Source organism: Rubrimonas sp. (assembly GCF_036788415.1).
Taxonomy (GTDB): Bacteria; Pseudomonadota; Alphaproteobacteria; order Rhodobacterales; family Rhodobacteraceae; genus Rubrimonas.
Genome location: NZ_DAIQNN010000041.1, coordinates 1 through 26,695, shown reverse-complemented (window position 1 = coordinate 26,695; position 26,695 = coordinate 1). Strand labels below are relative to the sequence as shown.

The window sequence follows — 26,695 nt, the reverse complement described above, 5'->3', positions numbered from 1 at the left end:
TTACTTTTTTTATGACCTCAGCAAATCTTGTTATGAAATCTGGTATTCTCAATATTGATTTGATTATTCATGTCACAATGCGACGTCACAAGAATAGAATGACTTTACCCAAAGGGTTGCAAAATCGATCCGGACTCGTGCATAACTGTCCAACAGTGGAGAGGTTCGGCGCGACGGACATTGTTCATTCCGCGTCGATTGTGGATCTCTGGGTGAGTGCTGCGCGCTCGCCCCGATGACGCGCGCCGGGCTCCGCACGAAAAATGGAGCGACACATGCGCAAGTTCGCACTCGGCGCGGCATTCGCCGCGTCCGCCTTCCCGGTATCCGCGCTCGCGGAGTGCGGGGAGGTCTCGATCACCGAGATGAACTGGGCCTCGGCTCAGGTCGTGACGGCGGTCGCCGCCTTCGTCATGGAGCAGGGCTATGGCTGCACGGTCGCAGTCGTGCCGTCCGACACCGTGCCCGCCGTCGCTTCGGTCGCCGAGAACAACGAGCCAGACATCGTGACCGAGCTCTGGCTCAACTCCACCGGCGACGCGTATGCGCGGATGGAGGCCGAAGGCCGCATCGTGCGGCTCGGCGCGGTGCTCGATCCGGGCGGCGTCGAGGGCTGGTGGATCCCCAGCTACCTCGCCGAGGCGCATCCCGAGCTGACGACCATCGAAGGCGTGATGTCCAATCCGGAGCTCGTCGGGGGACGCTTCAACAACTGCCCCGACGGCTGGGGCTGTCGCGTCGTCAGCGACAACCTGATCCGGGCGATGGACCTGCCGTCGAGCGGCATCGAAGTGTTCAACCACGGCTCGGGCGAGACGCTCGCCACCTCGATGGCGTCGGCCTACGAGAAGCGCGAGCCGTGGTTCGGCTATTACTGGGCCCCGACCTCGCTCCTCGGCAAATACGACATGGTCAAGGTTGAACTCGGCCCGGTGGACGAGGCGATCCACCTCGCCAACGGCAACCAGGACGCCCCTGACCCCAAGGTGTCGGACTTCCCGCCCGCCGCGGTGCTGACTTCGGTCACCGCCGATTTCCAGAGCCGCGAGCCCGAAGTGGCGGAGATGCTGGCGAAAATGACCTTCGCGACCGACGACATGAACGGGCTCCTGGCCTGGATGGACGAGAACAACGCCAACGCCGACGAAGCCGCGGCGCATTTCCTGACCACCATGCCTGACGTCTGGGGCGCCTGGCTCAACGACGACGCGCGCGCGCGCCTCGCCAATCTGCTCTGAACCGCAGCGCCTGACGTTCCGCAGGGCCGCCCGCGATCCGGCGGCCCTGCGCATTCCCGACTTGGAGCGACCGACCGATGACGGCTTACAGCGGCGTGTTCGACAGCCTCGGCCTGCGCGAGTGGTGCGATGCGGGGGCCGGCGGCGGGGGGCCGCTGTCGATGGCCGATCTGGTCGCCCGCGCGAGAGGCCAGAACGCCGACGCGCAAGTCTCGCTCTGGGACGCGCCCTTCCCTTCGCTCGACGCGCTGCACAAGGCCTGTCCGGCCATCCCGCAGGCGCGGGACCTGACCAAGGGGTTGGAGAACGGATTCCTGTCGATCAAGGACGTTCTCAGCTATGGCCTCGACCCGCTGACCCAGCCGCTGAGCTGGATGCTGCGCAACGCGCTGGCCGGGGTCGAGGCGGTTCCGTGGTGGATCATGATCCCGCTGCTGCTCGCAGTCGCCTGGGGCGCGGCGCGGTCGCTGCAGGTGGTGGCGCTGGTCGCAGCCTCGATGCTCGGGCTCGCCTTCATCGACCATTACGACTACGCGATGCAGACGCTGGCGATCATCTTCGTCTGCGCAGCGATCTGCGTGGCGCTGGGCGTGCCGATCGGCATCGCCATGTCGCGCAATGACGGGCTGCGGCGCGGGATGATCCCGGTGCTGGACATGCTCCAGACGCTGCCGCCCTTCGTCTATCTGATCCCGCTGATCTTCCTGTTCAGCGTGACCGAGCCGAAGCTCTACGGCATCGCGATCATCCTCTACGCCATCGTGCCGGTGATCCGGCTGACCGATCTCGGCATCCGGCTGGTGGACGAGGACGTGATCGAGGCGGCGGACGCCTTCGGCATGACCGACCGGCAGAAGCTTTACGGCGTGCAGATCCCGCTGGCGCTGCCCAACATCATGGCGGGCGTCAACCAGACCATCATGATGAGCCTCGCGATGGTGGTCATCGCCTCGCTGGTCTCGGCGCCCGGTCTCGGCGTGCTGGTGTTGCGCGGCATCCGCAATCTCGAACTCGGCGTCGGGCTGGTGGCCGGGCTCGGCATCGTGATCCTCGCCATCCTGCTCGACCGCGTGACGAAGACGGCGCTGGCGCGCATCAACGCAGCCCATCGCGGCTGAGGGAGCGGACCTGCATGAACCAGATCATGAACCAGAGGACGCAGACGCAGGAGGCGCCGCGCGCCGCAGTCGCCGCCTGGCGGCGCGAGCGCGGGCCGGTCAAGATCGCGATCCGCAAGCTCCACAAGATCTTCGGCCCGAACCCGCAGGCCGCCATGGAGCATGTGCGCGCCGGCATGGGCAAGGCGGAGCTGCTCGCCGAGCAGGGCCATGTGCTGGGTCTTCAGAACGTCAACGTGAAGATGCGCGCCGGCGAGATCACCGTGATCATGGGACTGTCGGGCTCGGGCAAGTCCACACTGATCCGCCATCTCAACCGCCTGATCGAGCCGACCTCCGGCGAGATCGAAATCGACGGCGAGGACGTGCTCGGCTACGGCCCGACGCAACTGCGCCAGCTGCGGCGCGAGAAGATGTCGATGGTGTTCCAGAAATTCGCGCTGATGCCGCATCGCACCGTGCTGGAGAACGCCGCCACTCCGCTCGCCGTGCGCGGCGCGCCGCGCCCCGAGCAGGAGGCGGAGGCGCGCAAATGGCTGGAGCGCGTGGGGCTCGCGGGCCATGAGAACCAGCATCCGCACGAGCTTTCGGGCGGGATGCAGCAGCGCGTCGGGCTGGCGCGCGCGCTGACCTCGAACGCCGAGATCATGCTGATGGACGAGGCGTTCTCCGCGCTCGACCCGCTGATCCGCACCGACATGCAGGACCTGCTGCTCGACATCCAGCGCGAGCTCGGCAAGACGATCGTGTTCATCACCCACGATCTCGACGAGGCGCTCAAGCTCGCCGATCATCTGGCGATCCTGAAGGATGGCCGGATCGTCCAGCAGGGCGAGCCGCAGCGCATCCTCCTGAAGCCGAACGATCCCTACGTCGTCAACTTCATCTCCGACATCAACCGCGCCCGCGTGCTGCGCGTGCGCTCGGTGATGCGCGCGCCCGGCGAGATCGACCCGACCGAAGCCCAGCCGGTCGATCACGACGCGACGCTGGAGGACGTGATCGCGCTATCGGGCGGCGACACCCACCGCATCTACCGCGTGGAGCGCGAGGGCGCGGAAGTCGGCGCGCTCGACATGGCCGATCTGGTGCGGGCGCTGGTGCGCAGCGCTCCGGCCGAGGACGAGCCGGAGGACGCCGAGGCGGCTTGATTCACCCGACTGCGCGAAACGCCTTTCCGGAACCAGACGACCGCGCCATGCTCCGCCGCGCGTCGTCATCTGGAAAGTCGCATCATGGCTCGCGCCGTCTCTCTCGCGCTCATCCTCGCCGGCGGTCTCGCCGCCATTCTCTCCCCCCTCGCGGCGTCGGCTTGTCCTGAGCCTGAGCCCTGCCAGCTTCCCGCAGGCGCCTATCGCGCGCTGATGCCGCCGGATCGCCCGCCGCAGGGCGTGCTGCTGTTCCTGCATGGCTGGGGCGGGACCGCCGAGGGCATGCTCGGGGTCGCGCGCATCGTCGAGCCGGCGCTGGCGCGGGGCTATGCGGTGGTCGCGCCGCAGGGCGCGCCACGGCGCGACGGTGATGCCGGAGGCGCGTGGAACGCCGTCGCGGAGCCCGGCCGCCGCGACGACGTGGCCTTTCTGCGCGCAGTGCTCGACGACGCCTCGGCGCGGTTCGCGGTTCCGCGCGGGCGGGTGCTGGCTGCGGGCTTTTCGGGCGGCGGGATGATGGTCTGGCGGCTGGCCTGCGACGCGCCCGAATCGGCGGCGGCCTTCGCGCCGATCGCGGGGCTTCTCTGGCGGCCCCTGCCCGTGCGCTGCGCGGGACCCGTGCGGCTGCTGCACGCGCATGGATGGCGCGACGAGATCGTGCCGATGGAGGGGCGCGCGGTCGCCGACGGGCGTCTCGTTCAGGGCGATCTGTTCGACGGACTGGCGCTGCTGCGCGCCGCCAATGGCTGCGCCGCCGACGCGCCGGATCTGCATGACGGGCGGGGGCCGTTCCTGCGCCGTTTCTGGACAAGCTGCGCGCCGGGCGCCGCGCTGGGGCTCGCCCTTTTCGACGAGGGGCACCGCACGCCCGAGGGCTGGGCGGGCATGGCGCTCGACTGGTTCGAGGAGGTCGCCCCGCCCCTCACCGCCCCTTGAACAGCCCGCCGAGCACGCCGCGCACCAGCGCGCGGCCCGCCGACGAGCCGAGCGTGCGCGCGAGGCTCTTGGCGAAGGCCTCGCCGGCGCTGTCGGATCGGCGCGCCGAAGCCGGCGCGCGCGCAGGCTTCGGCGCTGGGACGCCGGGGCGGTAGCGGCGGCCCTGGCTGAACGGCTCGGCCCCGCTCTCGGCGTTCCATCGCTCGAACGGATCGGCCTCGGCGGGCGCGGCGCCTGCCCCCTCGGCGGCGGCGGCGGCGCGCGCGGCGAGCATCTCGTGCGCGCTCTCGCGATCGATGGCCGCGTCGTATTTCCCGGCCACCGGCGAGGCGCGGAAGGCGGCGGCGCGCGCCGCCGGCTCGGCGGGGCCGAGCGTCGAGGCGGGCGGACGGATCAGCGTCCTCTCCACGATGCTCGGCGCGCCCTTGGCGTCGAGCGTGGAGACGAGCGCCTCCCCGGTTCCGAGTTCGGGGATCGCGGCTTCGGCGTCGAAGGCGGGGTTGGGCCGGAAAGTCTCCGCCGCCGCCCGCAGCGCCTTGCGGTCGCGCGGGGTGTAGGCGCGCAGCGCGTGCTGGACCCGCATGCCGAGCTGGCCGAGAATGTCGTCGGGAATGTCGGCGGGGTTCTGGGTGACGAAATAGACGCCGACGCCCTTGGAGCGGATCAGCCGCGCCACCTGCTCAACCTTGTCCACCAGCGCCTTGGGCGCGCCGTCGAACAGCAGATGCGCCTCGTCGAAGAAGAACGCGATCACCGGCTTCTCCGGGTCGCCGACTTCCGGCAGCGTCTCGAAGAGCTCCGACAGAAGCCACAGAAGCAGCGTGGCGTAGAGGCGCGGCTGGCGCATCAGCTGGTCGGCGGCGAGGATGTTGATCCGCCCACGCCCGTCGGGTTCGGTCGCGATGATGTCCGTCAGCGCCAGCGCCGGCTCGCCGAACAGCGCCGCGCCTCCCTGGCTCTCCAGCACCAGCAGCCGCCGCTGGATCGCCCCTACCGAGGCGCGCGAGACGTTGCCATAGCGCAGCGACAGCGCCTGCGCCTGTTCGCCGACGAGCGTCAGCATCGCCTGAAGGTCCTTGAGGTCGAGCAGCGGCAGCCCTTCCTCGTCGGCCAGACGGAAGGCGATGGTCAGCACGCCCTCCTGCGCCTCGCTGAGATCCAGCAGCCGGGCCAGCATCAGCGGCCCCATCTCGCTGACGGTCGTCCGCACCGGGTGGCCCTGCGCGCCGGCGACGTCCCAGAACACCGTCGGAAACGCCGCCGGGGCGTAGTCCGCGAGCCCGATCGTCTCGGCGCGCGCGCGCAGCTTCTCGTTCGCCGCGCCCGGCTGGACGAGGCCCGAGAGGTCGCCCTTCACATCGGCCATGAAGACCGGAACGCCCGCGGCGGAGAAGCCTTCGGCGAGGATCTGCAGCGTCACGGTCTTGCCGGTGCCGGTGGCGCCGGTGATCAGACCGTGGCGATTCGCGCGGTCGAGCCGCAGCGTCTGGGGGCTGCGGCTGTCGGCGCCGCCGCCCCCGAGGAAGATTTCCGACATTCCCGCCTCAGCCCCCGTGGAAAATCACTCTTATTTTACGATTCACCATTATCTTCAATCTGCGTCCGGGACAAATTTCCTTTTGTTTTCGGGCGTCTCCTCCCTGTCGAACTGGCCGCGCCCTCGGGCGCGGCTTTTTTTCGCGCCAACCGCCCGCCGATCGCGGCCGCGGGCTCGGGCGAGGCCGTCCAGCGCCCCGACCACGCCTCGCTTGACCCTTCGCCCCGCCGGGCCTAGCGTCGCGCAAAATCGATCGGCCAGTCCGACAGGGATCTGATGCGAAAGGGCGTCCATCGCGGCGTCCTTTCGACGTTTGAGGGCGCGGCGTCGGGCGCCTTGCATTCGCCGCACGCCGGAGCCATGCCTGTCGCCACGCCATTCGGGCGCCAAGGCCCGCCATCACTTGCGCGAGGACGCTGTGACGAAGTCGTTCCCCACCCTGTTCATCGCCGCGCTCGCCGGCGCCGCCGCCCTCGCCGCCGCTTCGGCGCAGGAGGTCACCCGAGAGGCGATCGGAGATTGGACCAAGCTGTGCGCGCCCTCCGGCGCGCCCTGCGTGATGGAGCAGGTGGGCAAGACCTCCGCCGGCGAGTCGGCGCTCAACATGCAGATCGAGCGGCTCGCCCAGCCGCAGACGGTCGACGGGCAGAGGATCGAGGCGGTGGCCAACATCCTCACGCCGCTCGGAGTGCTCCTCCAGCCCGGCCTGCGCCTGCAGATCGACGGCGGCGAAGTCCAGGCGAGCCCATTCTTCCTGTGCCAGCAGAACGGCTGCGTCGTGCGCGCTCCCTTGCGGTCGGACCTTCTGAACGCCTTTCGGCGCGGGGCGCGGGCGCGGCTCAGCTATGCGGGGCTCGACGGCGGCGAGGCGCGCGAAGTGAGCGTGGACATCTCGCTCGCAGGGTTCACCCGGGCCTTCGACGCGCTGAAGTGACGGACGATGCGGCGGGGCGCGCAGGCCGCGCCCTCACACCCGCCGCAACGCGAGCACCGCGTTCAGCCCCCCGAAAGCGAAGGAATTCGACAGCGCCGCGGCGACCGACCGCTCGCGCGCCACGTTGGGCGTGACGTCCAGATCGCACTCCGGATCGGCCTCGGTGTGGCCGATCGTCGGCGGCACGACGCCCTCGGCCAGCGCCATCAACGCCGCCGCGAGCTCCACCGCGCCGGCGCCGCCGATGCAATGGCCGTGCATCGACTTGGTCGAGGAGACCGAGACCGTCTCCGCCGCAGCGCCCAGCGCCGCGCGGATCGCCGCGCATTCCGAGCGGTCGTTCGCCATGGTCGCCGTGCCATGGGCGTTGACGTAATCCACGTCGTCAGGGGCCATCCGCGCATCCGCGAGCGCCGCGCGGATCGCCCGCGCCGCCCCGTCGACCGACGGCTGCACGATGTCGCCCGCATCCGCCGTCATCCCGAAGCCCGCGATCTCGCCGAGGATATCCGCGCCGCGCGCCCGCGCGCGCTCGAACTCCTCCAGCACCACGACCGCCGCGCCCTCGCCCTGCACCATGCCGGAGCGGTCGCGCGAGAAGGGCCGGCAGGCGTCGCGCGACAGCACCCGCAGACCTTCCCACGCCTTCATGACCCCGAAGGTGAGCGGCGCCTCCGCGCCCCCCGCCACCGCAGCCTCGAGCGCGCCCGAGCGCACGAGATGGAAGGCCTGCCCGATGGCGTGATTGGCCGACGAGCACGCGGTGCTGACCGTGTAGGCCGGCCCCTTCAGCCCGAAGGCCATGCTGATATGGCTGGCCCCGGCGCTGCTCATCAGTCGCGGCACCACGAACGGGTGGACGCGGTTCTTGCCCTCGGCGAAGACCGCGCGATAGCTGTCGTCCACCGTCTCCATGCCGTTGAGCGCCGTGCCGATCACCACGCCGACGCGCTCGGCCAGCTCCGCATCGACCGCGAGGCCCGACTGCGCCATCGCCTCGCGCGCCGCCGTCAGCGCGAACTGGGTCGTGCGGTCGTAGAGCCCGATCTCGGCGCGGGTGAACCGTTCTTCCGAAACGAAGCCGGGCTGCGCGGCGCCGATGCGCACCTGAAGCCGGTCGAGGTCGGGGATCGCAAGCTCCGCGATCCCGCAGCGCCCTTCCCGCAGACCCTCGAAATGCGCCGCGCGCGTCAGCCCCAGCGCCGAGACGACGCCGAGCCCGGTGACCGCGACCCTGCGCACCGCCCTCAGCCCTGATCGGCGACGAGCCGCCTGACAGCCTCGATCGTTGCGCCGACCGTCGAGATGTCGAACTCCGATTTCGTCGGATCGTTGGCGTTGAACGGCACCGAGATGTCGAAGACCTCCTCGATGGCGAAGACGATCTCGACGAGGCCCAGGCTGTCGAGACCGAGGTCGTCGGGGGTCGAGTCGAGCTTCACTTCGGCCGGGTCGAGCATGGCCTGCTCTGCGATGATCGCGATGATCTTGCTGGCGATGTCGTCGGTCATTGCGGCCCCTCGATGCGCTTGCGCGGCTTCTAGCCCTTCGGTTCGGCGGCGGAAAGCCGTTTCTTGAGCTCGGCGACCGTGCGGGCGAGGCGCGGCAGGCGGCGGGTCTCCAGAACGATGGCGAGCGCCTCCGCGCGCGGCAGCGCCGGCGCGCCGAGCACCACGGAGCGGTCGGCGACGTCGCCGGCGATCCCCGACCGCGCGCCGGCGACCACGTCCGAGCCGACCGCGACGTGATCGGCGACGCCCGACTGCCCGCCCAGCACGACGCGGTCGCCGATCCGCGCGCTGCCGGCGACCCCCACCTGCGCGCAGATCAGGCAGTTGGAGCCGATGCGCACGTTGTGGCCGATCTGGGCGAGGTTGTCGATCTTGGTCCCCGACCCGATGCGCGTCGGAGAGACGGTGCCGGCGTCGACCGTGGTTCCCGCGCCGATCTCGACATCGTCGCCGATCTCGACGCCGCCCAGCGAGTGGATGCGCGCGAGCCGCATGTTGCGGGCGTCCTCGGCGACGCGGCCGGTCGCCGCGACGCTCTCGACCGAGCCGGGGGAGGGCGTGACGAAGGAGAAGCCGTCCGAACCGATCACGGCGTTGGGCTGGACGATGACGCGCGCGCCGATGCGCACCCCGGCCCCGATCCGCGCGCCGGGATGGATCAGCCCGTCCGGCCCGATCACGACGCCGGCCCCGACGGCGACATGCGAGAGCAGCACGCAGCCCGCCCCGATCCGCGCGCCGGCGCCGACGGCGCAGAAAGGCCCTATGGCGGCGCCGGCCTCGATCTGCGCCGAAGGATCGACGCAGGCGAGCGGGTGGACGCCGGGCGGCGCGGCGCGCGGCGGCGCGAAGCTCTGGGTGAGGCCGGCGAGCGCGTAGCGCGGGCGCGCGACGAGGATCGCGGCGCCGAGCCCGAGCGCGCGCCAGTCCGTCCCCTCGCGCAGCACCGCCGCGCGCGCGGCGCCTGCGCCGAGCAGCGCGACATGGGCGTCGTCCATCGCGAGGGCGAGGTCGTCGGGGCCGGCTTCGGCGGGATGGGCCGGACGAACGACGCGCAGAGCCGTGTCGCCTTCCGCCGTCGCCTGCAGGCTCGCGGCGATTTCGGCGATGCTGAAGGCCATGTCGCGCAGTCTCCGCTTCGGGAAGCTTCGTTATAGAAGCCCCCCTCGCGAGCGCCAAGCGGCGATCAGAGGTCCGGAAGCGCGACGCCCGCCTTACGCAGCGCCTGCGACGCCCTTGCGTCGCGCCCGTAGACGTCGGCGCGGAACTCGGGCGTCCCGGCTGCGTCGAAGGTGACGGTGCGGTAGAGCAGATGCACGGGGACATGCGCGTCCAGCGTGACGTAGCGCTCCGCTCCGGCGCTCAGAACGCGCTGGATGAAGCGCGACGGATCCTCCATCTGCGGCGCGAGCAGGAGCTCCGCCAGCCGCAGCGGGTCGCGCACCCGCACGCAGCCATGGCTGAAGGCGCGCGTGTCGCGATCGAACAGGCGCTTGGAGGGCGTGTCGTGCAGATAGATCGCGTAATCGTTGGGGAACATGAACTTCACCTTCCCGAGCGCGTTCCCCGCATCGGGCCGCTGGCGGATGCGGTAGGGGAAGTTCGCCGCGCTGTAATTGGTGAAATCGTGGCTGGCGGGGTCTTCCGGCCCCGGCTGTCCGTCCACCCGGGTCAGCTTCATGTTGCGCGCGGCCAGATAGCCCGGGTCGCGTTGCAGAAGCGGCAGGATTTCGTCCACGGCGATGCTCTCGGGAACATGCCATGACGGGTTGAGCACCATGTACTCCATCTCGTCGGAGAACTCCGGCGTCTGGTCCCGCTGCGTGCCGACCACGACGCGCTCCTCGAACAGCGCCCGGTCGCTGTCGATCAGGCGGACCGTGAACGCGGCCTGATTGACCTCGATGCGCCGCGCGCCGAGGTCGAAGTTCATCCAGCGAATGCGTTCGAGGTTGACCGCGACCTGGGCCGCGCGCTCGGCGGGCCCGGCGTTCAGCGCGGCGCGCGTCAGCGGCCCCATCGCCGCGTCCGCGTCGAGGCCGTGACGCCTTTGAAACCGCCGCAGCGCTTCGGCGAGGTCGGCGTCGTAGCGGTCGGGGTCGGCGACGCCCCCCCCCGCGGGCAGATCGCCGAGGCGCTCGAGCCGCGCGCGCAGCGCGGGCGTCCGAGGGTCGCGGTCGCCGGGGCGCAGCGTGCGGCCGGGCGGGATCGGCGCGCCCCACGCTCCGCCGCGGGCGGCGTCGCGGAGCTCGGCGTAGAGCGCCAGGAGACGCGCGTAATCCGGATCGGTCGGGGCCAGCCCTGCGAGATGCGCCGGCATGTCCGCCGCCTGCGCCGCCGCTTCCAGAAGGCGCAGCGGGTCGCGGCGCGGGGCGGCGCGGCGGATTTCCGCGGCCACGCTGCGCGGATCGACGACGCCTGCCGAGAGGTCGGTCGCATAGGCGAGATAGGCGCGCGCGAAGGCGAGCTCCGCCTGCGCGCGCTCCGCCGGCGTCGCTGCGGGGGCTGCTGCGGCCTCGCGGGCGCGGCGCAGCGCATCGGGCGCATGGCGCGCGACCGGCAAGGCGTGCGCATCGGCGCCTTCGAGCGCGGCGAGAAACGCATCGGCCGCCGCGCCGTCGCCGTCGAGCCAGAGCGGCGCATGGTCGCGCGCCGCGTAGAACCGGGCCTCCGGGCCGGACGCGCCCTCGAGCCGGACGGCGAGCGCCTGCGCCAGCGCGCCAGTCGACGCCAATGCCGGCGGCGCGCCTGCGCCGCAGGCGATGCAGAGCGTCAATGCAACCAAACCGCCGCGGAGCCACGCTCGAACACGATTACGTGACATGTGGTCCTCGCGATACATCGCGTCTCTCCGGCAACAAAACGACTCGCGCCCTCTCCATCTTCGGACGGTCAGAGCGATCGCAAATCGAAATCGTCTTCCTGGCAAGTGATTTCGACCCTGCGTGGGAATTTCGCCGCAGCTTGGCGAAACGTTTCACTGCGCGGCTTAAACTTTCGGCGCCTGATGCGATGCGAGCCGGCGATGACGCGCTGCAGAAAGACAACTTGCGCGTGATCGCGCTGATGTGACACGTTCAACAGCGATCCATAAGGATTGCGCCGCAGCGGCGGAAACAGCCGCGCGGTGAATAAAAGGACGAGTGACAGTGACGACAAATCCAACCGCGACGATCTCGCGGCGCGGCCTGTTGGCCGGACTGGGCGCCGCTTTCGCCCTTGCTCCCGCGGCGCATGCGCTTGCCGCTCCGGCGGTCCTCACAGGGGCCGGCGACATTCGAATGATCCGCCTCGTCAATCCCCGCACGGGCGACAAGGTGAGTTCGGTCTACTGGATCGAAGGGGCCTATGTGCCCGAAGTGATGTCCGAAATCAGCCATCTGATGCGCGACTGGCGGGTCGACCGGGTCAAGGCCATCGATCCGGGGCTGATCGACATCATTTCCGCCGCGCACAAGCGCCTCGACACGTCGGAGCCCTTCACGGTGTATTCCGGCTATCGCACGCCCCAAACCAACGCCGCCCTGCGGCAGAACAGCCGCGGCGTCGCGTCGAACTCTTACCACATCAAGGGCATGGCCGCCGATCTGCACCTGGAGGGCCGCAGCGTGCGCCAGATTTCCGGGGCGGCGCTCAGCCTTAAGGCGGGCGGGGTAGGGAAATACTCGCGCTCGAACTTCGTGCACATGGATTGCGGCCCGGTGCGCGACTGGGGCCGCTGAGGCGCCGAGGTCCGTCAGGGCCTCAGCGCGCAGTCGGCCTCGACGAGATACTTGAAGGTCGTCAGCTGGACCGCGCCCACCGGTCCGCGGGCGTGCATCTTGCCCGTGGCGATGCCGATTTCCGCCCCCATGCCGAACTCGCCGCCATCCGCGAACTGGGTCGAGGCGTTGCGCATCAGGATCGCGCTGTCGAGCTCGGCGAAGAAGCGCGCCGCCGCGCGGTCGTCCTCGGTGACGATGCTCTCGGTGTGGCTCGAGCCGTGGCGGCGGATATGCGCGATCGCGCCGCCGACGCCGTCCACCACACGCGCCGCGATGATCCGGTCGAGAAACTCCCTACCGTAATCGTCGGCCGCGGCGGAAACCACGCGCGGGTCGAGCGCGCGGCATTCCGCATCGCCCCGCACCTCCACGCCCGCGTCGAGCAGATCGCCGAGCGCGCGGCGGCCAGTCTCGAGCGCCGCCCGGTCGATCAGCAGGCATTCCGCCGCGCCGCAGATGCCGGTGCGCCGGATCTTGGCGTTGAGCGCTATGGCCCGCGCCTTGGCGGGGTCGGCGGCGGCGTCGAGATAGACGTGGCAGACCCCTTCGAGATGGGCGAAGACCGGCACGCGCGCCTCGGCCTGCACGCGCGCCACCAGACTCTTGCCGCCGCGCGGCACGATCACGTCGATGAACTCGGCCATGTCGGCGAGCATCGCGCCCACCGCCGCGCGGTCGGTTGTGGGGACGAGCTGGATCGCATCTTCCGGCAGACCGGCTGCGCGCAGCCCCGCGCAGAGCGCGCCATGCAGCGCCGCCGACGACTGCGCGCTCTCAGAGCCGCCGCGCAGGATTACCGCGTTGCCCGCCTTGAGGCAGAGCGCGCCGGCGTCGGCGGTCACGTTGGGCCGGCTCTCGTAGATCACCCCGATCACCCCGAGCGGCGTGCGCACGCGGCGGATGCGCAGACCCGAGGGCCGCTCCCACGCGTCGATCACCTGCCCGACCGGATCGTCCTGCGCGGCGATGGCGCGCAGCGCTTCGGCTACGCCCCGCAGCCGCTCGGGCGTCAGCAGCAGCCGGTCGCGCATCGCGCCCGACAGGCCGCGCGCGTCGGCTGTGGCGAGGTCGCGCGCATTGGCGGCGAGGATGTCGGTCTCGCGCGCCGCAACTGCATCGGCGGCGGCTTCGATGGCCGCGCGCTTGGCTTCGGGCGTCGCGGTCGCGAGAACCGCCGACGCCGCCCGCGCCCGCGCGCCGAGATCGCGCATCAGGGTGCGCGCATCCATGGTCTCACCGTCCATGCTCATCCCCACAGCACCATGTCGTCGCGATGCGCGACCGCCGCCCGCCCCGGGTGGCCGAGCGCGGCCTCGATCTCGCCCGAACGCAAACCCGCGATCCGCGCCGCCTCGTCGGAATTGTAGCCCGAGAGGGCGGCGCCCAACGCCGCGCCGTCCTCGGTCGAAACGCTCACCGGGTCGCCGCGCTCGAAGACGCCCTCGACCCGCCGCAGCCCGGCCGGCAGAAGCGACGCGCCGCGGCGCAGCGCCTGCGCAGCGCCCGCATCCACCACCAGCGTCCCCGCGGGTTTCATCGCGGCGATCCATTGCTTGCGCGCCGCGGCGGGGGTCTCCGAGGCCGGAAACCATGTGCAGCGCCCGCCATCGGCCAGCGCCGACAGCGGCCTGTCCACCGCGCCCTTGGCGATGGCCAGCGTGCAGCCGCCGCGCATCGCGGTCTTGGCGGCCATCAGCTTGGTGACCATGCCGCCCTTTGCCCCTTCGCCGGCTGCGCCCGCCATCGCCTCGATCTCGGGCGTGATCTCGGGCACGAGCGGCAGATGGCGCGCGTGCGGGTCGTGGCGCGGGTCGCCGGTGTAGAGCCCGTCTATGTCGGACAGCAGCGCCAGCATGTCGGCGCCCGCCATCAGCGCCACGCGGGCGGCGAGGCGGTCGTTGTCGCCATAGCGGATCTCGTCGGTCGCCGTGGTGTCGTTCTCGTTGATCACGGGGACGGCGCCGAGGCCTGTCAGCGTCTTGAGGGTGGCGCGCGCGTTGAGGTAGCGACGGCGGTCCTGCGTGTCCGCGAGGGTCAGCAGAACTTGCGCGGCCTGGATGCCGTGCGGGGCGAGGGCGGCGACATAGGCCTGCGCGAGTTCGATCTGGCCGACGGCGGCCGCGGCCTGCGCCTGCTCGAGCGGCAGAGCGCCTTTGGGCAGGCCGAGCACCCGACGCCCCAGCGCGATGGCGCCGGAGGAGACGACCAGCACTTCCGCCCCGCCGGCGCGCAGCTCCGCGATGTCGGCGGCGAGCCCGTCGAGCCAGCCGCGGCGCAGCCCCGCCGCGTCGACCAGCAGCGCCGAGCCGATCTTGACGACGAGCCGCTTCGCCGCACGCAAATCGGGGCGCAGTTCGGACCGCGCGGCGGCGGCCTCAAGCGTCACGGCGTCCATGTCGCGCCCTCCTGCGCGCCGTCCTCATCGAGATCGGGCGCGAGCGTCTCACGCCGCGCCAGCGCCCGCAACGCCCGCAGCGCCTCGCGCACGCCCCAGCCCGAGGCCGACGACAGCGCCCGCACCTGCGGCGCGCCCGCCGCCTCCAGCGCCGCGCGTCTCGAAGCCAGCGTCTCGGCGTCCAGCGCGTCGATCTTGCTCAGTGCGGTGATGCGCGGCTTGTCGGCGAGCCCGGCGCCGTAGGCCTCCAGCTCCTCGACGATGGTCGCCCAGTCCGCGGCGACATCCTCCGAGGTCGCGTCCACCAGATGCAGCAGCGCCCCGCAGCGCTCGACATGGGCGAGGAACTGGTCGCCGAGGCCCCGCCCCTCATGCGCGCCCTCGATCAGGCCCGGAATGTCGGCGATCACCAACTCCGCCTCGTCCACCGCCGCGACGCCCAGATTGGGCGTCAGTGTGGTGAAGGGATAGTCGGCGATCTTGGGCCGCGCGTTCGACACCGCCGAGAGAAAAGTGGACTTGCCGGCGTTCGGCAGCCCCACGAGGCCTGCGTCGGCGATCAGCTTCAGCCGCAGCCAGATCGTGCGCTCGATGGCGGGCTGGCCGGAATTGGCCCGGCGCGGCGCCTGGTTGGTCGAACTCTTGAAGTGCAGATTGCCGAAGCCGCCATTGCCGCCCCTGGCGAGCAGCACCTTCTGCCCCTCCTCGGTCAGATCGGCGATCAGCGTCTCGCCGTCTTCATCGAGGATTTCGGTGCCGACGGGCACGCGCAGGACGACGCTCTCGCCATCCTTGCCGGTGCGCTGGCGGCCCATGCCGTGCTGGCCGTTCTTCGCCTTGAAATGCTGCTGGTAGCGAAAGTCGATCAGCGTGTTGAGGCCCTGCACGGCCTCGGCCCAGACGTCGCCCCCCCGCCCGCCGTCGCCGCCGTCGGGTCCGCCGAACTCGATGAACTTCTCGCGCCGGAAGCTGACGCAGCCGGGGCCGCCCGCGCCGGAACGGATGTAGACCTTGGCGAGATCGAGGAACTTCATCGCTCGGCCTCCGCGAAGCGCGCCGCGGCCCGGTCGCGCCACGCATCGCGGGTCAGCGTCCCGAGATGATAGGGAGCGGCCTCGCCGCGCGCGAGGTTCCAGACGTCCTCGACGGTCTCGAAGACGAAGCCGAGCCGCTCCAGCAGCCGCCGCGAGGCGGGGTTGTCGGAGAACACGCCCGCCTCCGCGGTCTCGACGCCGGGTTCGGCGAAGGCCGCGTCGAGCGCCGCGCTCACCGCCTCGCTCATGTAGCCCAAGCCCCACCACGGGCGGCCCAACCAGTAGCCGAGCCGCACGCCGCCCTGCACGGGCTTCAGCGTCAGCGCGCCGAGGATCGGCTCGCCGCCGGAGACGGTCGCATCCAGCGCGAAGGCGCGCTCGGTCGCTTCGGGCGCGCGCATGCGGCGGATGTAGTCGGCGGCCATGCCCGGCGGGTAGGGGTAGGGGACGACGCGCAACATCCGCGCCACGTCCCACGCGCCGCACTGCGCCTCGATGAAGGGCGCGTCGGCGGGGTCGAGCGGGCGCAGCGTCAGGCGCGCAGTGCGCAGCGTGTCGGTCATGACGCGAACTCCTGAGGCGCCGCGAAAGCGCGAAGGGGGACCGGCCCGCCGGCCGATCCCCCCGCTTCGCTCCGGGCGCTGGCGCGGCGGGTTACTCCGCGGCGTCGGCCTTCGGCAGGACCGAGACGAACATGCGCCGCTTGATCCCGGTGTGGAACTTCACCGCGCCGTTGGTCAGGGCGAACAGCGTGTGGTCCTTGCCGAGGCCCACATTGCGGCCCGGCCACATCTTGGTGCCGCGCTGGCGCACGAGGATGTTGCCGGCGAGCACGTCCTCGCCGCCGAACTTCTTCACGCCGAGGCGACGGCCTGCGCTGTCGCGGCCGTTGCGCGACGAGCCGCCTGCTTTCTTGTGCGCCATGGATCAGGCTCCCGTATTCGCGCCGGCGACGATCTCGACGATCCTCACCTGGCTCAGTTGCTGGCGATGGCCCTTGCGCCGCGCCGAGCCGTGCTTACGGCGGCGCTTCTTGAAGGAGATCACCTTCGGACCCTTGGTCTGGTCGACCAGCTCGGCGCGCACGGTCGCGCCTTCGACGCGGGGCGCGCCGACGGTGACGGTCTCGCCATCGCCGATCATCAGCACGTCCTCGAAGGTCACGGCGTCGCCTGCGGCGCCGTCGAGCTTCTCGACTGTCAGAACGTCGTCGGCGGCCACCTTGTATTGCTTGCCGCCGGTCTTGATCACCGCGAACATCGCGCGTCGTTCCTTTCGTTTCCGCGCCCTGCGGCGGCGGGGCGACCCCGCGCTTGTCGCGCCGGATGCGGCGCGGCCTCGGACAGCGCGCCCCCTCGCGGAGGCGACCGAACACATTCGTCGCGCAGCGCTCGAGGCGCTCCGCCAAAGAGCGCCCCACATGCTGCCAAGTTCGGCGGATGTCAAGCGCGCGCGGCGATCCTCAGGCCGGTTTCGCCTTGCCGCCCCAGAGCGCGCGCAGGCCGAAGAATGCCGTGTCCTTGATCCGCCGCGCGATCTCCTTCGGCAGCGAATTGCGCGGATCGGTGCCGAAGGTCATGCTCAGCAGCACACGCCGTTCGCCCTCGGCGATGGGCGTCGCCTTGTGCAGCACCTTCGCGCCCTCGAAGATCACCAGCTGGTTGGGCGGCGTCGGGATCATCCGGTCCTCGCCGCCGACCCGCGCATAGAGCCGCGCCGCCGACAGGTCGGTCCCGTCGGCGTTGCGGTTGACGATGGGCAGCAAAACCGTGAAGTGCCGGCCGCGGTAGAAATTGTGGTCGTAATGCCACCCGATATGGTCGCCGGGCCGCTCGTAGACGAGGATCGAGCAGGAAGAGTTGTCGCGCTCGGGCGTCACCTTCAGCGGCTCGCCGACGATGGCCGACAGCCGGTCGATCAGCGCCGCCGAGCGGTAGAACGCCACCACCCCCGGCGCGCGGACGCGCAGCGTGTCGTAGGCGATGGTCCCGCCCTTCTTGTGGGTCGGCACGAAGCTGCGCTCGGTGCGGCCCAGCGCCTCGATCTCTTCGGTCAGCGCGGCGAGGCGGTCGGGGTCGAGGAAGTCCGGCGCCACGGCGAGGCGCTTGGAGAAGTTCGGGGCGGTCGCGGCGGAGAGGGCGGCGGCGGTCATGGGTCAACCTCGGTCGGCCAAATTCGAATCAACTGCGGCATTGTGTGCGATCCGTCCGCGCGCAGGCAACGGCGCCGTGCAATCTGCACGGGAGACGGCGCCGATTTCGAAGGCGCCGCCGTCGCCGGGCGGCGCGCCTCGGGGCGGAAAGGCGTTTTCCCTCTGGCCACCGCCTGCGCCCGCTGAAAGGATCGCTCGCGCACTCACGAAGGAGCCGCTCGCCGTGCCGAGAGCGCTGGTCGCTTACGTCCGCTACGTCGAGGCGTTCAACCGCCGCCTCGGGCGGGTGGTGATGTGGATGATCTTCGCGATGATGGGTGTGCTGCTCTACTCCGCGATCTCGCGCACGGCGTTCAACGCGCCGCTGCTCTGGGTCGTGGAGATGTCGCAATTCATGCTGGTCGCCTATTACCTGCTCGGCGGGCCCTACTCGATGCAGACCGGCGACCATGTGCGGATGGACCTGCTCTATGGCGGTTGGTCCGACCGGACCAAGGCCGGGGTCGACGCCTTCACGGTGCTGTTTCTCATCGCCTATCTGGGCTTCCTGCTCTATGGCGGGATCTCCTCCACCGCCTACGCCATAGAATATGGCGAGCGGAGCTACTCGGTGTGGCGGCCCTACATGTGGCCGATCAAGACCATCGCCTGCATCGGCATCTTCCTGATGCTGCTTCAGGCGATCGCGGAGCTGATCCGCGACGTCGCGAAACTCCGCGGCGAGGCCATCGCATGAGCTACGAGCTCATCGCGCTGACCATGTTCGCCAGCATGATGCTCATGCTGATGACCGGGCAGCGCGTGTTCGGCGCCATCGGCTTCGTCGGCGTGATGGCGGCCTTCCTGCTATGGGGCGACGGAGGGTCGGAGCTGGGCTTCTCGGCGGCGATGAAGCTGATGAAGTGGTATCCGCTGCTGACGCTGCCGCTGTTCATCTACATGGGCTTCATGCTCTCGGAATCGGGCGTCGCGGGCGATCTCTACAAGATGTTCCACGTCTGGTTCGGGGGCCTGCGCGGCGGGCTGGCCGTCGGGACCATCGGGCTGATGGTGGCCGTGTCGGCGATGAACGGGCTGTCGGTCGCGGGCATGGCCATCGGCGCGACCATCGCGCTGCCGGAGCTTTTGCGGCGCGGCTACGACAAGATCATGGTGACGGGCGTCATCCAGGCGGGCAGTTCGCTCGGCATCCTCGTGCCGCCTTCGGTGGTGCTGGTGCTCTACGGCATGATCGCGCGTCAGCCGGTCAGCCAGCTCTGGCTCGCGGGCGCGATCCCCGGCCTGATGATGGCGATGCTGTTCGTGATCTACATCGTGATCCGCTGCCGCCTGCAACCCCATCTCGGCCCCGCCTTGCCGGAGGAGGAGCGCAACGTCCCCTGGCCCGAGAAACTCGCTTTGCTGCGCGCCGGGATCGCACCGCTTCTGATCTTCTTCGCGATGACGGGGCTGTTCCTGATGGGGGTGACCAGCCTCGTGGAGAGCTCGGCGGTCGGCGCCTTCGCGGCGACGCTGGTGGCGCTGTGGAAGCGTCGGATCAGCTGGCGGGTGCTTGAGACGACGATGCGCAAGACGCTCGGCGTGTCCTGCATGTTCATGTGGATCATCCTCGCCGCGCTGTGCTTTGGCGCGGTGTTCGACGGGCTGGGGGCGGTGCGCGCCATCGAGGGCTTCTTCGTGGGCCAGCTTGGGCTCGGGCCGTGGGAGATCCTGCTGCTGATGCAGCTCAGCTATCTGCTGATGGGCACGTTCCTCGACGACACGGCGATGCTGGTGATCGTCGCGCCGCTTTATGTGCCGCTCGTCGGCGCGCTGGGGTTCGATCTGATCTGGTACGGCGTGCTCTACACCATCACCTGCCAGATCGCCTACATGACGCCGCCCTTCGGCTACAACCTGTTCCTGATGCGCGCGCTGGCGCCGCCGGAAGTGTCGCTGCGCGACATCTACGTCTCGGTCGCGCCCTTCGTGGGCATCATGCTGATCGGGCTCGCGCTGGTGATGGCGTTCCCCCAGATCGCCCTCTGGTTGCCCTCGGTGATCAGCCTGCGCGGCTGACGCCCACCCCAACCGCCGCCAGTCATGCGCGGCGGACACCCTGCGGGGCCGACAGGGCCCTGCGAACCGACAGGAGAACGACCATGACCGACACGACACGCCGCCGCCTCATCACCGGCGCCGCCGCCACTGGCGCCGCAGCCCTCGCCGCACCCGCCGTTGCGCGCGCGCAGGACCCGATCCGCTGGCGGCTCCAGACCTACGCCGGCGCGGCGCTCGCCGAGCATGTGGCCAAGCCCGCCATCGACGCCTTCAACGAGATGGCCAAGGGCGAGATGGTGATCGAGCTGTTCACCGCCGACCAGCTGGTGCCGACGGGCGAGCTGTTCCGCGCCATGCAGCGCGGCACCATCGACGCCGTGCAGTCGGACGACGATTCGATGGCCTCGCCCACGGAAGTCGCGGTGTTCGGCGGCTATTTCCCCTTCGGCTGCCGCTTCTCGCTCGACGTGCCGGCGCTGTTCAACGATTGGGGCCTCGGCGACATCTGGGCCGAGGAATACGCCAAGGTCGGCGTGAAGTGGATTTCCGCCGGCTCCTGGGACCCCTGCCACTTCGCCACCAAGGAGCCGATCCGCAGCCTCGCCGACCTGCAGGGCAAGCGGGTGTTCACCTTCCCGACGGCGGGCCGCTTCCTCACCCGCTTCGGCGTCGTGCCCGTCACGCTGCCCTGGGAGGACATCGAGATCGCGATGCAGACGGGCGAGCTCGACGGCATCGCCTGGTCGGGGATCACCGAGTGCTACACGGTCGGCTGGGCCGACGTGACCGACTATTTCCTGACCAACAACATCTCCGGCGCCTGGATCGGCTCGTTCTTCGCCAACATGGAGAAGTGGAACGCGCTGCCGCCGCATCTGCAGGCGCTGATGGCGACGTGCTTCGAGCAGTCGCATTACTACCGTCAGCACTGGTACTGGGCGGGCGAGGCGCGGCTGCGCGTGTTCGGCGAGAAGATGCAGCTGACGTCCATTCCCGACGCCGAATGGGCGACCGTCGAGACGGCCGCGCGCGAGTTCTGGGACGAGATCGCCGCCGAAAGCGAGACCAAGGCCAAAGTCGTGAATATCTTCAAGGAGTTCAACGCGGCGATGGAGAAGGCCGGCCGGCCCTATCGCTACACCTAATCCCCTTCCGGCCCGCCGCGCGCTTCGCGGCGGGCCGCACCCCTCTACTCCCCCCCTCTCGCGATGAATGGCGGATGCGATGCCCGGCAAGCTGAGTTTCGACGAATTGAAGGACGTGGTCGCGGTCGGCGAGATCGACACGGTGATCGCGGCGGCCATCGACATGCAGGGCCGCCTGATGGGCAAGCGCTTCCAGGCCGAGTTCTTCGTAGAGAGCGCGCATCGCGAGACGCATGGCTGCAACTACCTGCTCGCCACCGACATCGAGATGGAGACTGTCCCCGGCTATGCGGCCACCAGCTGGGAGAAGGGTTACGGCGACTACACGCTGCGGCCCGACCTGACCACGATCCGCCGGGTTCCGTGGCTCGAAGGAACCGCGCTCGTCCTGTGCGACGTGCTCGACCATCACGGCCATCACGAGATCCCCCACGCGCCGCGCACCATCCTCAAGCGCCAGATCGACCGGCTCGCGGCGCATGGGCTGACGCCCATGGCCGCGACGGAACTGGAGTTCTTCGTGTTCCGCGAGAGCTTCGAGGAGGCGCTGGCGAAGGGCCATCGCGGGCTGACCCCGATCAGCGCCTACAACGAGGATTACCACATCTTCCAGACCACCAAGGAAGAAGGGCTGATGCGCGCCATCCGCACCGGGCTCAACGCCGCGGACGTGCCGGTCGAGAACACCAAGGGCGAGGCGAGCGCCGGGCAGGCCGAGATCAACGTCCGCTACGCCGACGCGCTGACCATGGCCGACCGCCATGCGATCGTGAAGAACGCGGTGAAGGAGATCGCGTGGAGCCAGGGCCGCTCGGTCACCTTCATGGCCAAATGCGGCGACCGCCATGCCGGCAACTCCTCCCACATCCACCAGTCGCTCTGGACCGCCGACGGCGCCCCCGCCTTCTACGATGAAAGCGCCGCGCACGGCATGTCGGCGCTGATGCGCGCCTACATGGCGGGGCTGCTCGCCCACGCCTCCGAAATCACCTTCTTTCTCGCGCCCAACGTCAATTCCTACAAGCGCTTCGCGGCGGGCACCTTCGCGCCGACCAAGGCGGTGTGGAGCATGGACAACCGCACCGCGGGCTACCGGGTCTGCGGCGGCGACAGCAAGGCGGTGCGCGTCGAGTGCCGCGTCGGCGGCGCGGACCTCAACCCCCATCTCGCGCTCGCGGCGCTGCTGGCGGCGGGCCTCAACGGCATCGAGAAGGGGCTGGAGCTGGAGCCGGAATTCACCGGCGACGCCTATCACGGCGCCGGCGTGCGCGAGATCCCCAAGACGCTCCGCGACGCGACCGCCGCGCTGGACGGCTCGGCGATGCTGCGCGCGGCCTTCGGCGACGCCGTGATCGACCATTACGTCCACGCCGCCCGCTGGGAGCAGGCCGAGTGCGACCGCCGCGTGACCGACTGGGAAGTGCGGCGGGGGTTCGAGCGGTGTTAGGAAACACACACACTTATTGACTATACCCAAGAGAGTGTGCACATCTCCGCCAAAGACATGGTTTGATGGGAGGCCAGAGATGATCGACCGATCAGACAACCGCAGCGTCTATCAGCCGCCAGCAGAATGGCTCGCGAAATGCGGAAGTGATGGCCTTTCCGTCTCTTTCAGGGAAGTCGCCCACGTGATCGGGAGGCCGCTTCCGGCATCGGCGTTCGTCTGGCCCGCATGGTGGTCGAACGACCAGTCGTGCCGCAGCCAGCGTTCCGCTTGGCGCAAGGCCGGTTATCGCACCAATGGCGTCGACCTCACTGCCCGGACAGTCGTGTCCAGAAAGCACGCGCGATGAGCAAGTACGCACGGCTTGGGGAGCGCCTGAGGGAGCATCCCGCACCGGAAGTCGCAATGAGCTTCGACGAGATCGAAAGCGTTCTCGGCTTCCCGCTGCCGCCCTCCGCCCGGCGGCACCGGGCGTTCTGGAGCAATAATCCCGAGAACAACGTCATGACGAGGGCCTGGCGCGACGCCGGGTTCCGGGCCGCGAAAGTCGACCTGACTGGCGGATCGCTCGTGTTCGTCCGGGAAGGAAAAGAGGACGCAATGGAGATGAAGGAGACGGCGAATCCCTATGTGCAGCCCGGCGGGGAGATGACGACCAGGGTGCGCCATCCCGTGATCGGCTGCATGAAGGGCACTGTCACCATCCTCCCCGGCATCGACCTCACCGAGCCCGCCGATCCCGAATGGGGCCGGCGGGCCTATGGCGGGGACGAATGACCGGCGGCGTGCTGCTCGACACCTGCGCGCTGCTCTGGATCGCCGCGGACCAGCGCGTCCGCCCCGAAGCGCTCGACTCGCTCGACGAGGCCTACGCCGCAGGCGCGCCGGTCTGCGCCTCGCCGATCTCGGCCTGGGAGATCGGGATGCTGGCGGCGCGGGGGCGCGTCGTCCTCACCGCGTCGCCGCGGGCGTGGTTCGCGCAGGCGACTTCGCGTCCGGGCATGTCGCTCTGCGGCCTCGACCCGGACGTGCTGATCGACGCTTCGTATCTGCCGGGGGACCCTCCCAACGATCCGGGCGACCGCATCCTCTTGTCCACCGCCCGCGCCGCAGGCTACCGGATCATGACGCGCGACCGGCGGATTCTCGCCTATGCCGAGGCCGGCCATGTGGCCGCCATCGCCTGTTGAGGACAGCATGACCACCACGCTCAAATGCGTCTCGCCCGTGGACGGATCGGTCTACGCCGAGCGCCCCGCCGCCTCACGCGCCGAGGCCGACGAGGCCCTCGCGCGCGCCCGCGCCGCGCAGAAGGACTGGGCCGCCCGCCCACTCTCCGAGCGCGTCGCGCTGGTGCTGGCCGGAGTGACGCGGCTCGGCGAGATGAACGCCGAGATCGTGCCGGAACTCGCCTGGATGATGGGCCGCCCAGTCCGCTACGGCGGCGAGTTCGGCGGGGTGCGCGAGCGCGCCGACTATGTGGCCCAGATCGCCGAGAGCGCGCTGGCGCCCATCGAAATCGAGACCTCCGACCGCTTCGAGCGCCGCATCATCCGCGAGCCGCACGGGATCGTCTTCGTGATCGCGCCGTGGAACTATCCCTATCTCACCGCGAACAACACGGTCGCCCCGGCGCTGATCGCGGGCAATGCCGTGATCATCAAGCACGCGACGCAGACGCTGCTGGTCGGCGAGCGCATGGTGCGCGCCTTCGCCGAGGCCGGGCTGCCCGAAGGGCTGTTTCAGAACCTGTTTCTCGACCACGCGACGACCGAGGCGCTGATCGGCGCGCGCGCCTTCGGCTTCGTCAACTTCACCGGCTCGGTGAACGGCGGCAAGGCGATCGAGCGCGCGGCGGCGGGAACGTTCACGCCGCTGGGGCTGGAGCTCGGCGGCAAGGATCCCGGCTATGTGATGGAGGACGCCGATCTCGACCGCGCGGTGGACGTGCTGATGGACGGCGCCTTCTACAATTCCGGGCAGTGCTGCTGCGGGATCGAGCGCATCTACGTCGTCGAGCCGCTCTACGACGCTTTCGTCGAGAAGGCGGTCGCCTGGGTGTCGACCCTGAAGCTGGGGAACCCTCTCGACGAGGCGACCACGCTCGGGCCGATGGCGAGCAAGCGCTTCGCGGCGGAAGTGCGCGCGCAGGTGGGCGCCGCCGTGCAGGCGGGCGCGACCCCGCTGATCGACCCCGCGCTGTTCCCGCAGGACGATGGCGGCGCCTATCTCGCGCCGCAACTTCTGGTCGGCGTCGATCACTCGATGCGCGTGATGCGCGAGGAGAGCTTCGGCCCGGTCGTCGGCGTGATGAAGGTGAAGGACGACGCCGAGGCGGTGGCGCTGATGAACGACTGCGCCTACGGCCTCACGGTCAGCCTCTGGACGTCGGACGCCGAGCGCGCCGCCCGCCTCGGCGCGCAGCTCGAGACCGGCACGGTGTTCATGAACCGCGCCGACTATCTCGACCCCGCCCTCTGCTGGACCGGCTGCAAGGACACCGGGCGCGGCGGCGCGCTGTCGGTGATCGGCTTCCACAACCTCACCCGCCCCAAATCCTACCATCTGCGCAAGGTGTTCGCATGAAGCTCGTCGGCAACTGGTCCTACCCGACCGCCATCCGCTTCGGCGCCGGCCGCATCCGCGAACTGGGCCAGGCCTGCGCCGCGGCCGGGATGACCCGGCCGCTTTTCGTCACTGACAAGGGCCTCGCCGCCCTGCCGATCGCGGGGGCCGCGCTCGACCTGATGGAGGAGGCGGGGCTCGGGCGCGCGCTGTTCAGCGAGGTCGACCCCAACCCTTCCGACGTCAACCTCGCAGCCGGCGTCGCCGCCTATCGCGCCGGCGGGCATGACGGCGTGGTCGCCTTCGGCGGCGGCTCCGCGCTCGATCTGGGCAAGCTGATCGCCTTCCAGGCGGGCCAGACCCGGCCCGTCTGGGATTTCGAGGATGTCGGCGACTGGTGGACCCGCGCCGACGCCGCCGCCATCGCCCCGGTCGTCGCCGTGCCGACCACGGCGGGCACCGGCTCGGAAGTCGGCCGCGCCGGCGTGCTGACGGACAGCGCGCAGCATGTGAAGAAGGTGATCTTCCACCCGAAGATGCTGCCTGTGGTGGTGATCTGCGACCCCGAGCTGACGGTGGGCATGCCGAAGGCGATCACCGCCGGGACAGGCATGGACGCCTTCGCGCATTGCCTCGAAGCCTATTCCTCGCCCTTCTACCACCCGATGAGCCAGGGCATCGCGCTCGAGGGGATGCGGCTGGTGAAGGTGTGGCTGCCGCGCGCCCATGCGGACGGCTCCGACATCGAGGCGCGCGCCCACATGATGAGCGCGGCGGCGATGGGGGCGGTGGGCTTCCAGAAGGGCCTCGGCGCAGTCCATGCGCTCTCGCACCCGGTCGGCGCGCTCTACAACACGCATCACGGCATGACCAACGCCGTGGTGATCCCGCCTGTGCTGGCGCTCAACCGCCCCGCCATCGAGGAGCGGATCGCAGCGGCGGCTGCTTATCTGGGCGTCGCCGGCGGCTTCGACGGCTTCGCCGACTGGGTGATGTCGCTGCGCGCCGAACTCGGCGTGCCGGAGACGCTCTCGGGCCTCGGCGTCGGGCGCGACCGCATCGCCGACATGGTCCCGATGGCGTTGGCCGATCCGACAGCCGGCGGCAATCCGGTGACGCTGACGGAGGCCAATGTCACTGCGCTGTTCGAGGCGTGCATCTGAAGGCCCGACCCGCTTCGAGACGCTTGCGCAGGCGCGAAAAAGCCTCAACCTTTGCGTCAACCAAATACGCGGCGCACCCGCGCCGCGCCGACAGGGAATGCGCCATGTTCAAGCCCCTCCGCCTCGCAGCGATCCTCGCCATGTCCGCCGCGTCCGTCGCCGCGGCCGAGTTCAAGCCCGCCCTCGTCTATGATCTGGGCGGGAAATTCGACAAGAGTTTCAACGAGGCGGCGCACACCGGCGCCGAGGCCTTCAAGGCCGAGACCGGGGTCGAGTATCGCGACTTCGAGATCCAGAACGACAGCCAGCGCGAACAGGCCCTGCGCCGCTTCGCGCGCGACGGGCACAACCCGGTCGTCGCCATCGGCTTCAGCCACGGGGCGGCGCTGGAGAAGGTCGCCGCCGAGTTCCCCGAGACGAGCTTCGCCATCGTCGACATGGTGGTGGACCTGCCCAACGTCCGCTCGATCCTCTTCAAGGAGCACGAGGGCAGCTATCTGGTGGGGATGCTCGCGGCGATGGCGGCGGGCGAGGGCGATGTGGGCTTCGTCGGCGGCATGGACAT

The 26,695-nt window shown here is 70.0% G+C and carries 29 protein-coding genes and 1 pseudogene; 18 read left to right on the top strand and 12 right to left on the bottom strand.

What is annotated here, in order from left to right; translation table 11 throughout:
• The 5 genes from V7Q31_RS10960 to V7Q31_RS10940 form a co-directional block, all read left to right on the top strand.
• Nucleotides 1-239, top strand: a 239-nt coding sequence (locus V7Q31_RS10960; RefSeq protein WP_333833896.1) for a hypothetical protein, incomplete at its 5' end; no start/stop codon positions are given.
• Nucleotides 240-275: 36 nt separating this feature from the next.
• Nucleotides 276-1,238 carry an ABC transporter substrate-binding protein gene (locus V7Q31_RS10955; RefSeq protein ID WP_333833895.1) on the top strand — a complete coding sequence of 321 codons (963 nt, stop codon included), beginning with the start codon at nucleotides 276-278 and terminating at the stop codon, nucleotides 1,236-1,238.
• A 77-nt stretch (nucleotides 1,239-1,315) separates the two neighbouring features.
• Nucleotides 1,316-2,356 (top strand): ABC transporter permease, encoded by a 1,041-nt coding sequence (locus tag V7Q31_RS10950; protein ID WP_333833894.1) that lies wholly within the window; start codon nucleotides 1,316-1,318, stop codon nucleotides 2,354-2,356.
• A gap of 155 nt (nucleotides 2,357-2,511) precedes the next feature.
• On the top strand, nucleotides 2,512-3,507 hold the full coding sequence (locus V7Q31_RS10945; protein WP_333833897.1) for a quaternary amine ABC transporter ATP-binding protein: 996 nt from the start codon (nucleotides 2,512-2,514) through the stop codon (nucleotides 3,505-3,507).
• 84 nt (nucleotides 3,508-3,591) lie between these two features.
• Entirely contained in the window at nucleotides 3,592-4,443 is an 852-nt protein-coding gene (locus V7Q31_RS10940; protein ID WP_333833893.1) for an alpha/beta hydrolase family esterase, read from the top strand.
• Here the strand turns inward: V7Q31_RS10940 and V7Q31_RS10935 are convergent.
• A complete protein-coding gene (locus V7Q31_RS10935) occupies nucleotides 4,430-5,980 on the bottom strand; it encodes a helicase HerA-like domain-containing protein (RefSeq protein ID WP_333833892.1) in 1,551 nt (516 codons plus the stop codon). The two genes, V7Q31_RS10940 and V7Q31_RS10935, sit on opposite strands and share 14 nt — an antisense overlap.
• Nucleotides 5,981-6,398: 418 nt before the next feature.
• Here V7Q31_RS10935 and V7Q31_RS10930 point away from each other — a divergent pair, with 418 nt between their 5' ends.
• On the top strand, nucleotides 6,399-6,914 hold the full coding sequence (locus tag V7Q31_RS10930) for an invasion associated locus B family protein (RefSeq protein ID WP_333833891.1): 516 nt from the start codon (nucleotides 6,399-6,401) through the stop codon (nucleotides 6,912-6,914).
• Between the two features lie 33 nt (nucleotides 6,915-6,947).
• Here the strand turns inward: V7Q31_RS10930 and V7Q31_RS10925 are convergent, their stop codons facing one another.
• The 4 genes from V7Q31_RS10925 to V7Q31_RS10910 all read right to left on the bottom strand — a co-directional run bounded on the left by V7Q31_RS10925 (nucleotide 6,948) and on the right by V7Q31_RS10910 (nucleotide 11,159).
• Complete coding sequence (locus V7Q31_RS10925; RefSeq protein ID WP_333833890.1) at nucleotides 6,948-8,156, bottom strand: beta-ketoacyl-[acyl-carrier-protein] synthase family protein; 1,209 nt, start codon at nucleotides 8,154-8,156, stop codon at nucleotides 6,948-6,950.
• 5 nt (nucleotides 8,157-8,161) lie between these two features.
• On the bottom strand, nucleotides 8,162-8,425 hold the full coding sequence (locus V7Q31_RS10920) for an acyl carrier protein (protein WP_333833889.1): 264 nt from the start codon (nucleotides 8,423-8,425) through the stop codon (nucleotides 8,162-8,164).
• 29 nt (nucleotides 8,426-8,454) lie between these two features.
• Nucleotides 8,455-9,546 (bottom strand): UDP-3-O-(3-hydroxymyristoyl)glucosamine N-acyltransferase, encoded by a 1,092-nt coding sequence (gene lpxD / locus V7Q31_RS10915; RefSeq protein WP_333833888.1) that lies wholly within the window; start codon nucleotides 9,544-9,546, stop codon nucleotides 8,455-8,457.
• Nucleotides 9,547-9,611: 65 nt separating this feature from the next.
• On the bottom strand, nucleotides 9,612-11,159 hold the full coding sequence (locus tag V7Q31_RS10910) for a L,D-transpeptidase family protein (protein ID WP_333833887.1): 1,548 nt from the start codon (nucleotides 11,157-11,159) through the stop codon (nucleotides 9,612-9,614).
• Nucleotides 11,160-11,200: 41 nt separating this feature from the next.
• Between V7Q31_RS10910 and V7Q31_RS10905 the strand changes: the two genes are divergently transcribed.
• Both V7Q31_RS10905 and V7Q31_RS10900 read left to right on the top strand, forming a co-directional pair.
• Nucleotides 11,201-11,497: a hypothetical protein gene (locus tag V7Q31_RS10905; protein WP_333833886.1), complete on the top strand. Its 297-nt coding sequence runs from the start codon at nucleotides 11,201-11,203 to the stop codon at nucleotides 11,495-11,497.
• A gap of 71 nt (nucleotides 11,498-11,568) precedes the next feature.
• Nucleotides 11,569-12,147, top strand: coding sequence for a YcbK family protein (locus V7Q31_RS10900; protein WP_333833885.1), 579 nt, complete (start codon nucleotides 11,569-11,571; stop codon nucleotides 12,145-12,147).
• Nucleotides 12,148-12,161: 14 nt separating this feature from the next.
• Here V7Q31_RS10900 and V7Q31_RS10895 read toward each other — a convergent pair whose 3' ends face one another.
• From V7Q31_RS10895 to V7Q31_RS10865, 7 genes and pseudogenes are all read right to left on the bottom strand, one after another.
• Complete coding sequence (locus V7Q31_RS10895; RefSeq protein WP_333833884.1) at nucleotides 12,162-13,433, bottom strand: glutamate-5-semialdehyde dehydrogenase; 1,272 nt, start codon at nucleotides 13,431-13,433, stop codon at nucleotides 12,162-12,164.
• Nucleotides 13,434-13,435: 2 nt separating this feature from the next.
• Complete coding sequence (proB, locus tag V7Q31_RS10890; protein WP_333833883.1) at nucleotides 13,436-14,584, bottom strand: glutamate 5-kinase; 1,149 nt, start codon at nucleotides 14,582-14,584, stop codon at nucleotides 13,436-13,438.
• Nucleotides 14,572-15,618: a GTPase ObgE gene (gene obgE / locus V7Q31_RS10885; RefSeq protein WP_333833882.1), complete on the bottom strand. Its 1,047-nt coding sequence runs from the start codon at nucleotides 15,616-15,618 to the stop codon at nucleotides 14,572-14,574. The genes proB and obgE overlap by 13 nt, the downstream gene beginning before the upstream one ends.
• Entirely contained in the window at nucleotides 15,615-16,181 is a 567-nt protein-coding gene (locus V7Q31_RS10880) for a GNAT family N-acetyltransferase (protein WP_333833881.1), read from the bottom strand. Before V7Q31_RS10880 ends, obgE begins: the two co-directional genes overlap by 4 nt.
• Before the next feature lie 91 nt (nucleotides 16,182-16,272).
• Nucleotides 16,273-16,542 carry a 50S ribosomal protein L27 gene (gene rpmA / locus V7Q31_RS10875; protein ID WP_333833880.1) on the bottom strand — a complete coding sequence of 90 codons (270 nt, stop codon included), beginning with the start codon at nucleotides 16,540-16,542 and terminating at the stop codon, nucleotides 16,273-16,275.
• A 12-nt stretch (nucleotides 16,543-16,554) separates the two neighbouring features.
• Nucleotides 16,555-16,878 (bottom strand): annotated as a pseudogene (gene rplU / locus V7Q31_RS10870) (50S ribosomal protein L21); the annotation flags it as partial.
• A gap of 202 nt (nucleotides 16,879-17,080) precedes the next feature.
• Entirely contained in the window at nucleotides 17,081-17,770 is a 690-nt protein-coding gene (locus V7Q31_RS10865) for a 2OG-Fe(II) oxygenase (protein ID WP_333833879.1), read from the bottom strand.
• Nucleotides 17,771-17,993: 223 nt separating this feature from the next.
• Here V7Q31_RS10865 and V7Q31_RS10860 point away from each other — a divergent pair, with 223 nt between their 5' ends.
• The 10 genes from V7Q31_RS10860 to V7Q31_RS10815 form a co-directional block, all read left to right on the top strand.
• Entirely contained in the window at nucleotides 17,994-18,506 is a 513-nt protein-coding gene (locus V7Q31_RS10860; protein WP_333833878.1) for a TRAP transporter small permease subunit, read from the top strand.
• A complete protein-coding gene (locus V7Q31_RS10855) occupies nucleotides 18,503-19,828 on the top strand; it encodes a TRAP transporter large permease (protein WP_333833877.1) in 1,326 nt (441 codons plus the stop codon). Before V7Q31_RS10860 ends, V7Q31_RS10855 begins: the two co-directional genes overlap by 4 nt.
• A gap of 83 nt (nucleotides 19,829-19,911) precedes the next feature.
• Nucleotides 19,912-20,955, top strand: a complete 1,044-nt coding sequence (locus V7Q31_RS10850) for a TRAP transporter substrate-binding protein (protein ID WP_333833876.1) — start codon at nucleotides 19,912-19,914, stop codon at nucleotides 20,953-20,955.
• A gap of 79 nt (nucleotides 20,956-21,034) precedes the next feature.
• On the top strand, nucleotides 21,035-22,402 hold the full coding sequence (locus tag V7Q31_RS10845; protein ID WP_333833875.1) for a glutamine synthetase family protein: 1,368 nt from the start codon (nucleotides 21,035-21,037) through the stop codon (nucleotides 22,400-22,402).
• Between the two features lie 79 nt (nucleotides 22,403-22,481).
• Entirely contained in the window at nucleotides 22,482-22,751 is a 270-nt protein-coding gene (locus V7Q31_RS10840) for a DUF7662 domain-containing protein (protein ID WP_333833874.1), read from the top strand.
• Nucleotides 22,748-23,179, top strand: a complete 432-nt coding sequence (locus V7Q31_RS10835) for a DUF7662 domain-containing protein (protein ID WP_442976501.1) — start codon at nucleotides 22,748-22,750, stop codon at nucleotides 23,177-23,179. Before V7Q31_RS10840 ends, V7Q31_RS10835 begins: the two co-directional genes overlap by 4 nt.
• Nucleotides 23,176-23,592 carry a type II toxin-antitoxin system VapC family toxin gene (locus tag V7Q31_RS10830; RefSeq protein WP_333833872.1) on the top strand — a complete coding sequence of 139 codons (417 nt, stop codon included), beginning with the start codon at nucleotides 23,176-23,178 and terminating at the stop codon, nucleotides 23,590-23,592. The genes V7Q31_RS10835 and V7Q31_RS10830 overlap by 4 nt, the downstream gene beginning before the upstream one ends.
• 7 nt (nucleotides 23,593-23,599) lie before the next feature.
• On the top strand, nucleotides 23,600-24,988 hold the full coding sequence (locus V7Q31_RS10825; protein WP_333833871.1) for an aldehyde dehydrogenase family protein: 1,389 nt from the start codon (nucleotides 23,600-23,602) through the stop codon (nucleotides 24,986-24,988).
• Nucleotides 24,985-26,130 carry an iron-containing alcohol dehydrogenase gene (locus V7Q31_RS10820; protein WP_333833870.1) on the top strand — a complete coding sequence of 382 codons (1,146 nt, stop codon included), beginning with the start codon at nucleotides 24,985-24,987 and terminating at the stop codon, nucleotides 26,128-26,130. The genes V7Q31_RS10825 and V7Q31_RS10820 overlap by 4 nt, the downstream gene beginning before the upstream one ends.
• Nucleotides 26,131-26,234: 104 nt before the next feature.
• The coding region (locus V7Q31_RS10815) for a BMP family lipoprotein (RefSeq protein WP_333833869.1) at nucleotides 26,235-26,695 on the top strand (461 nt) is incomplete at its 3' end.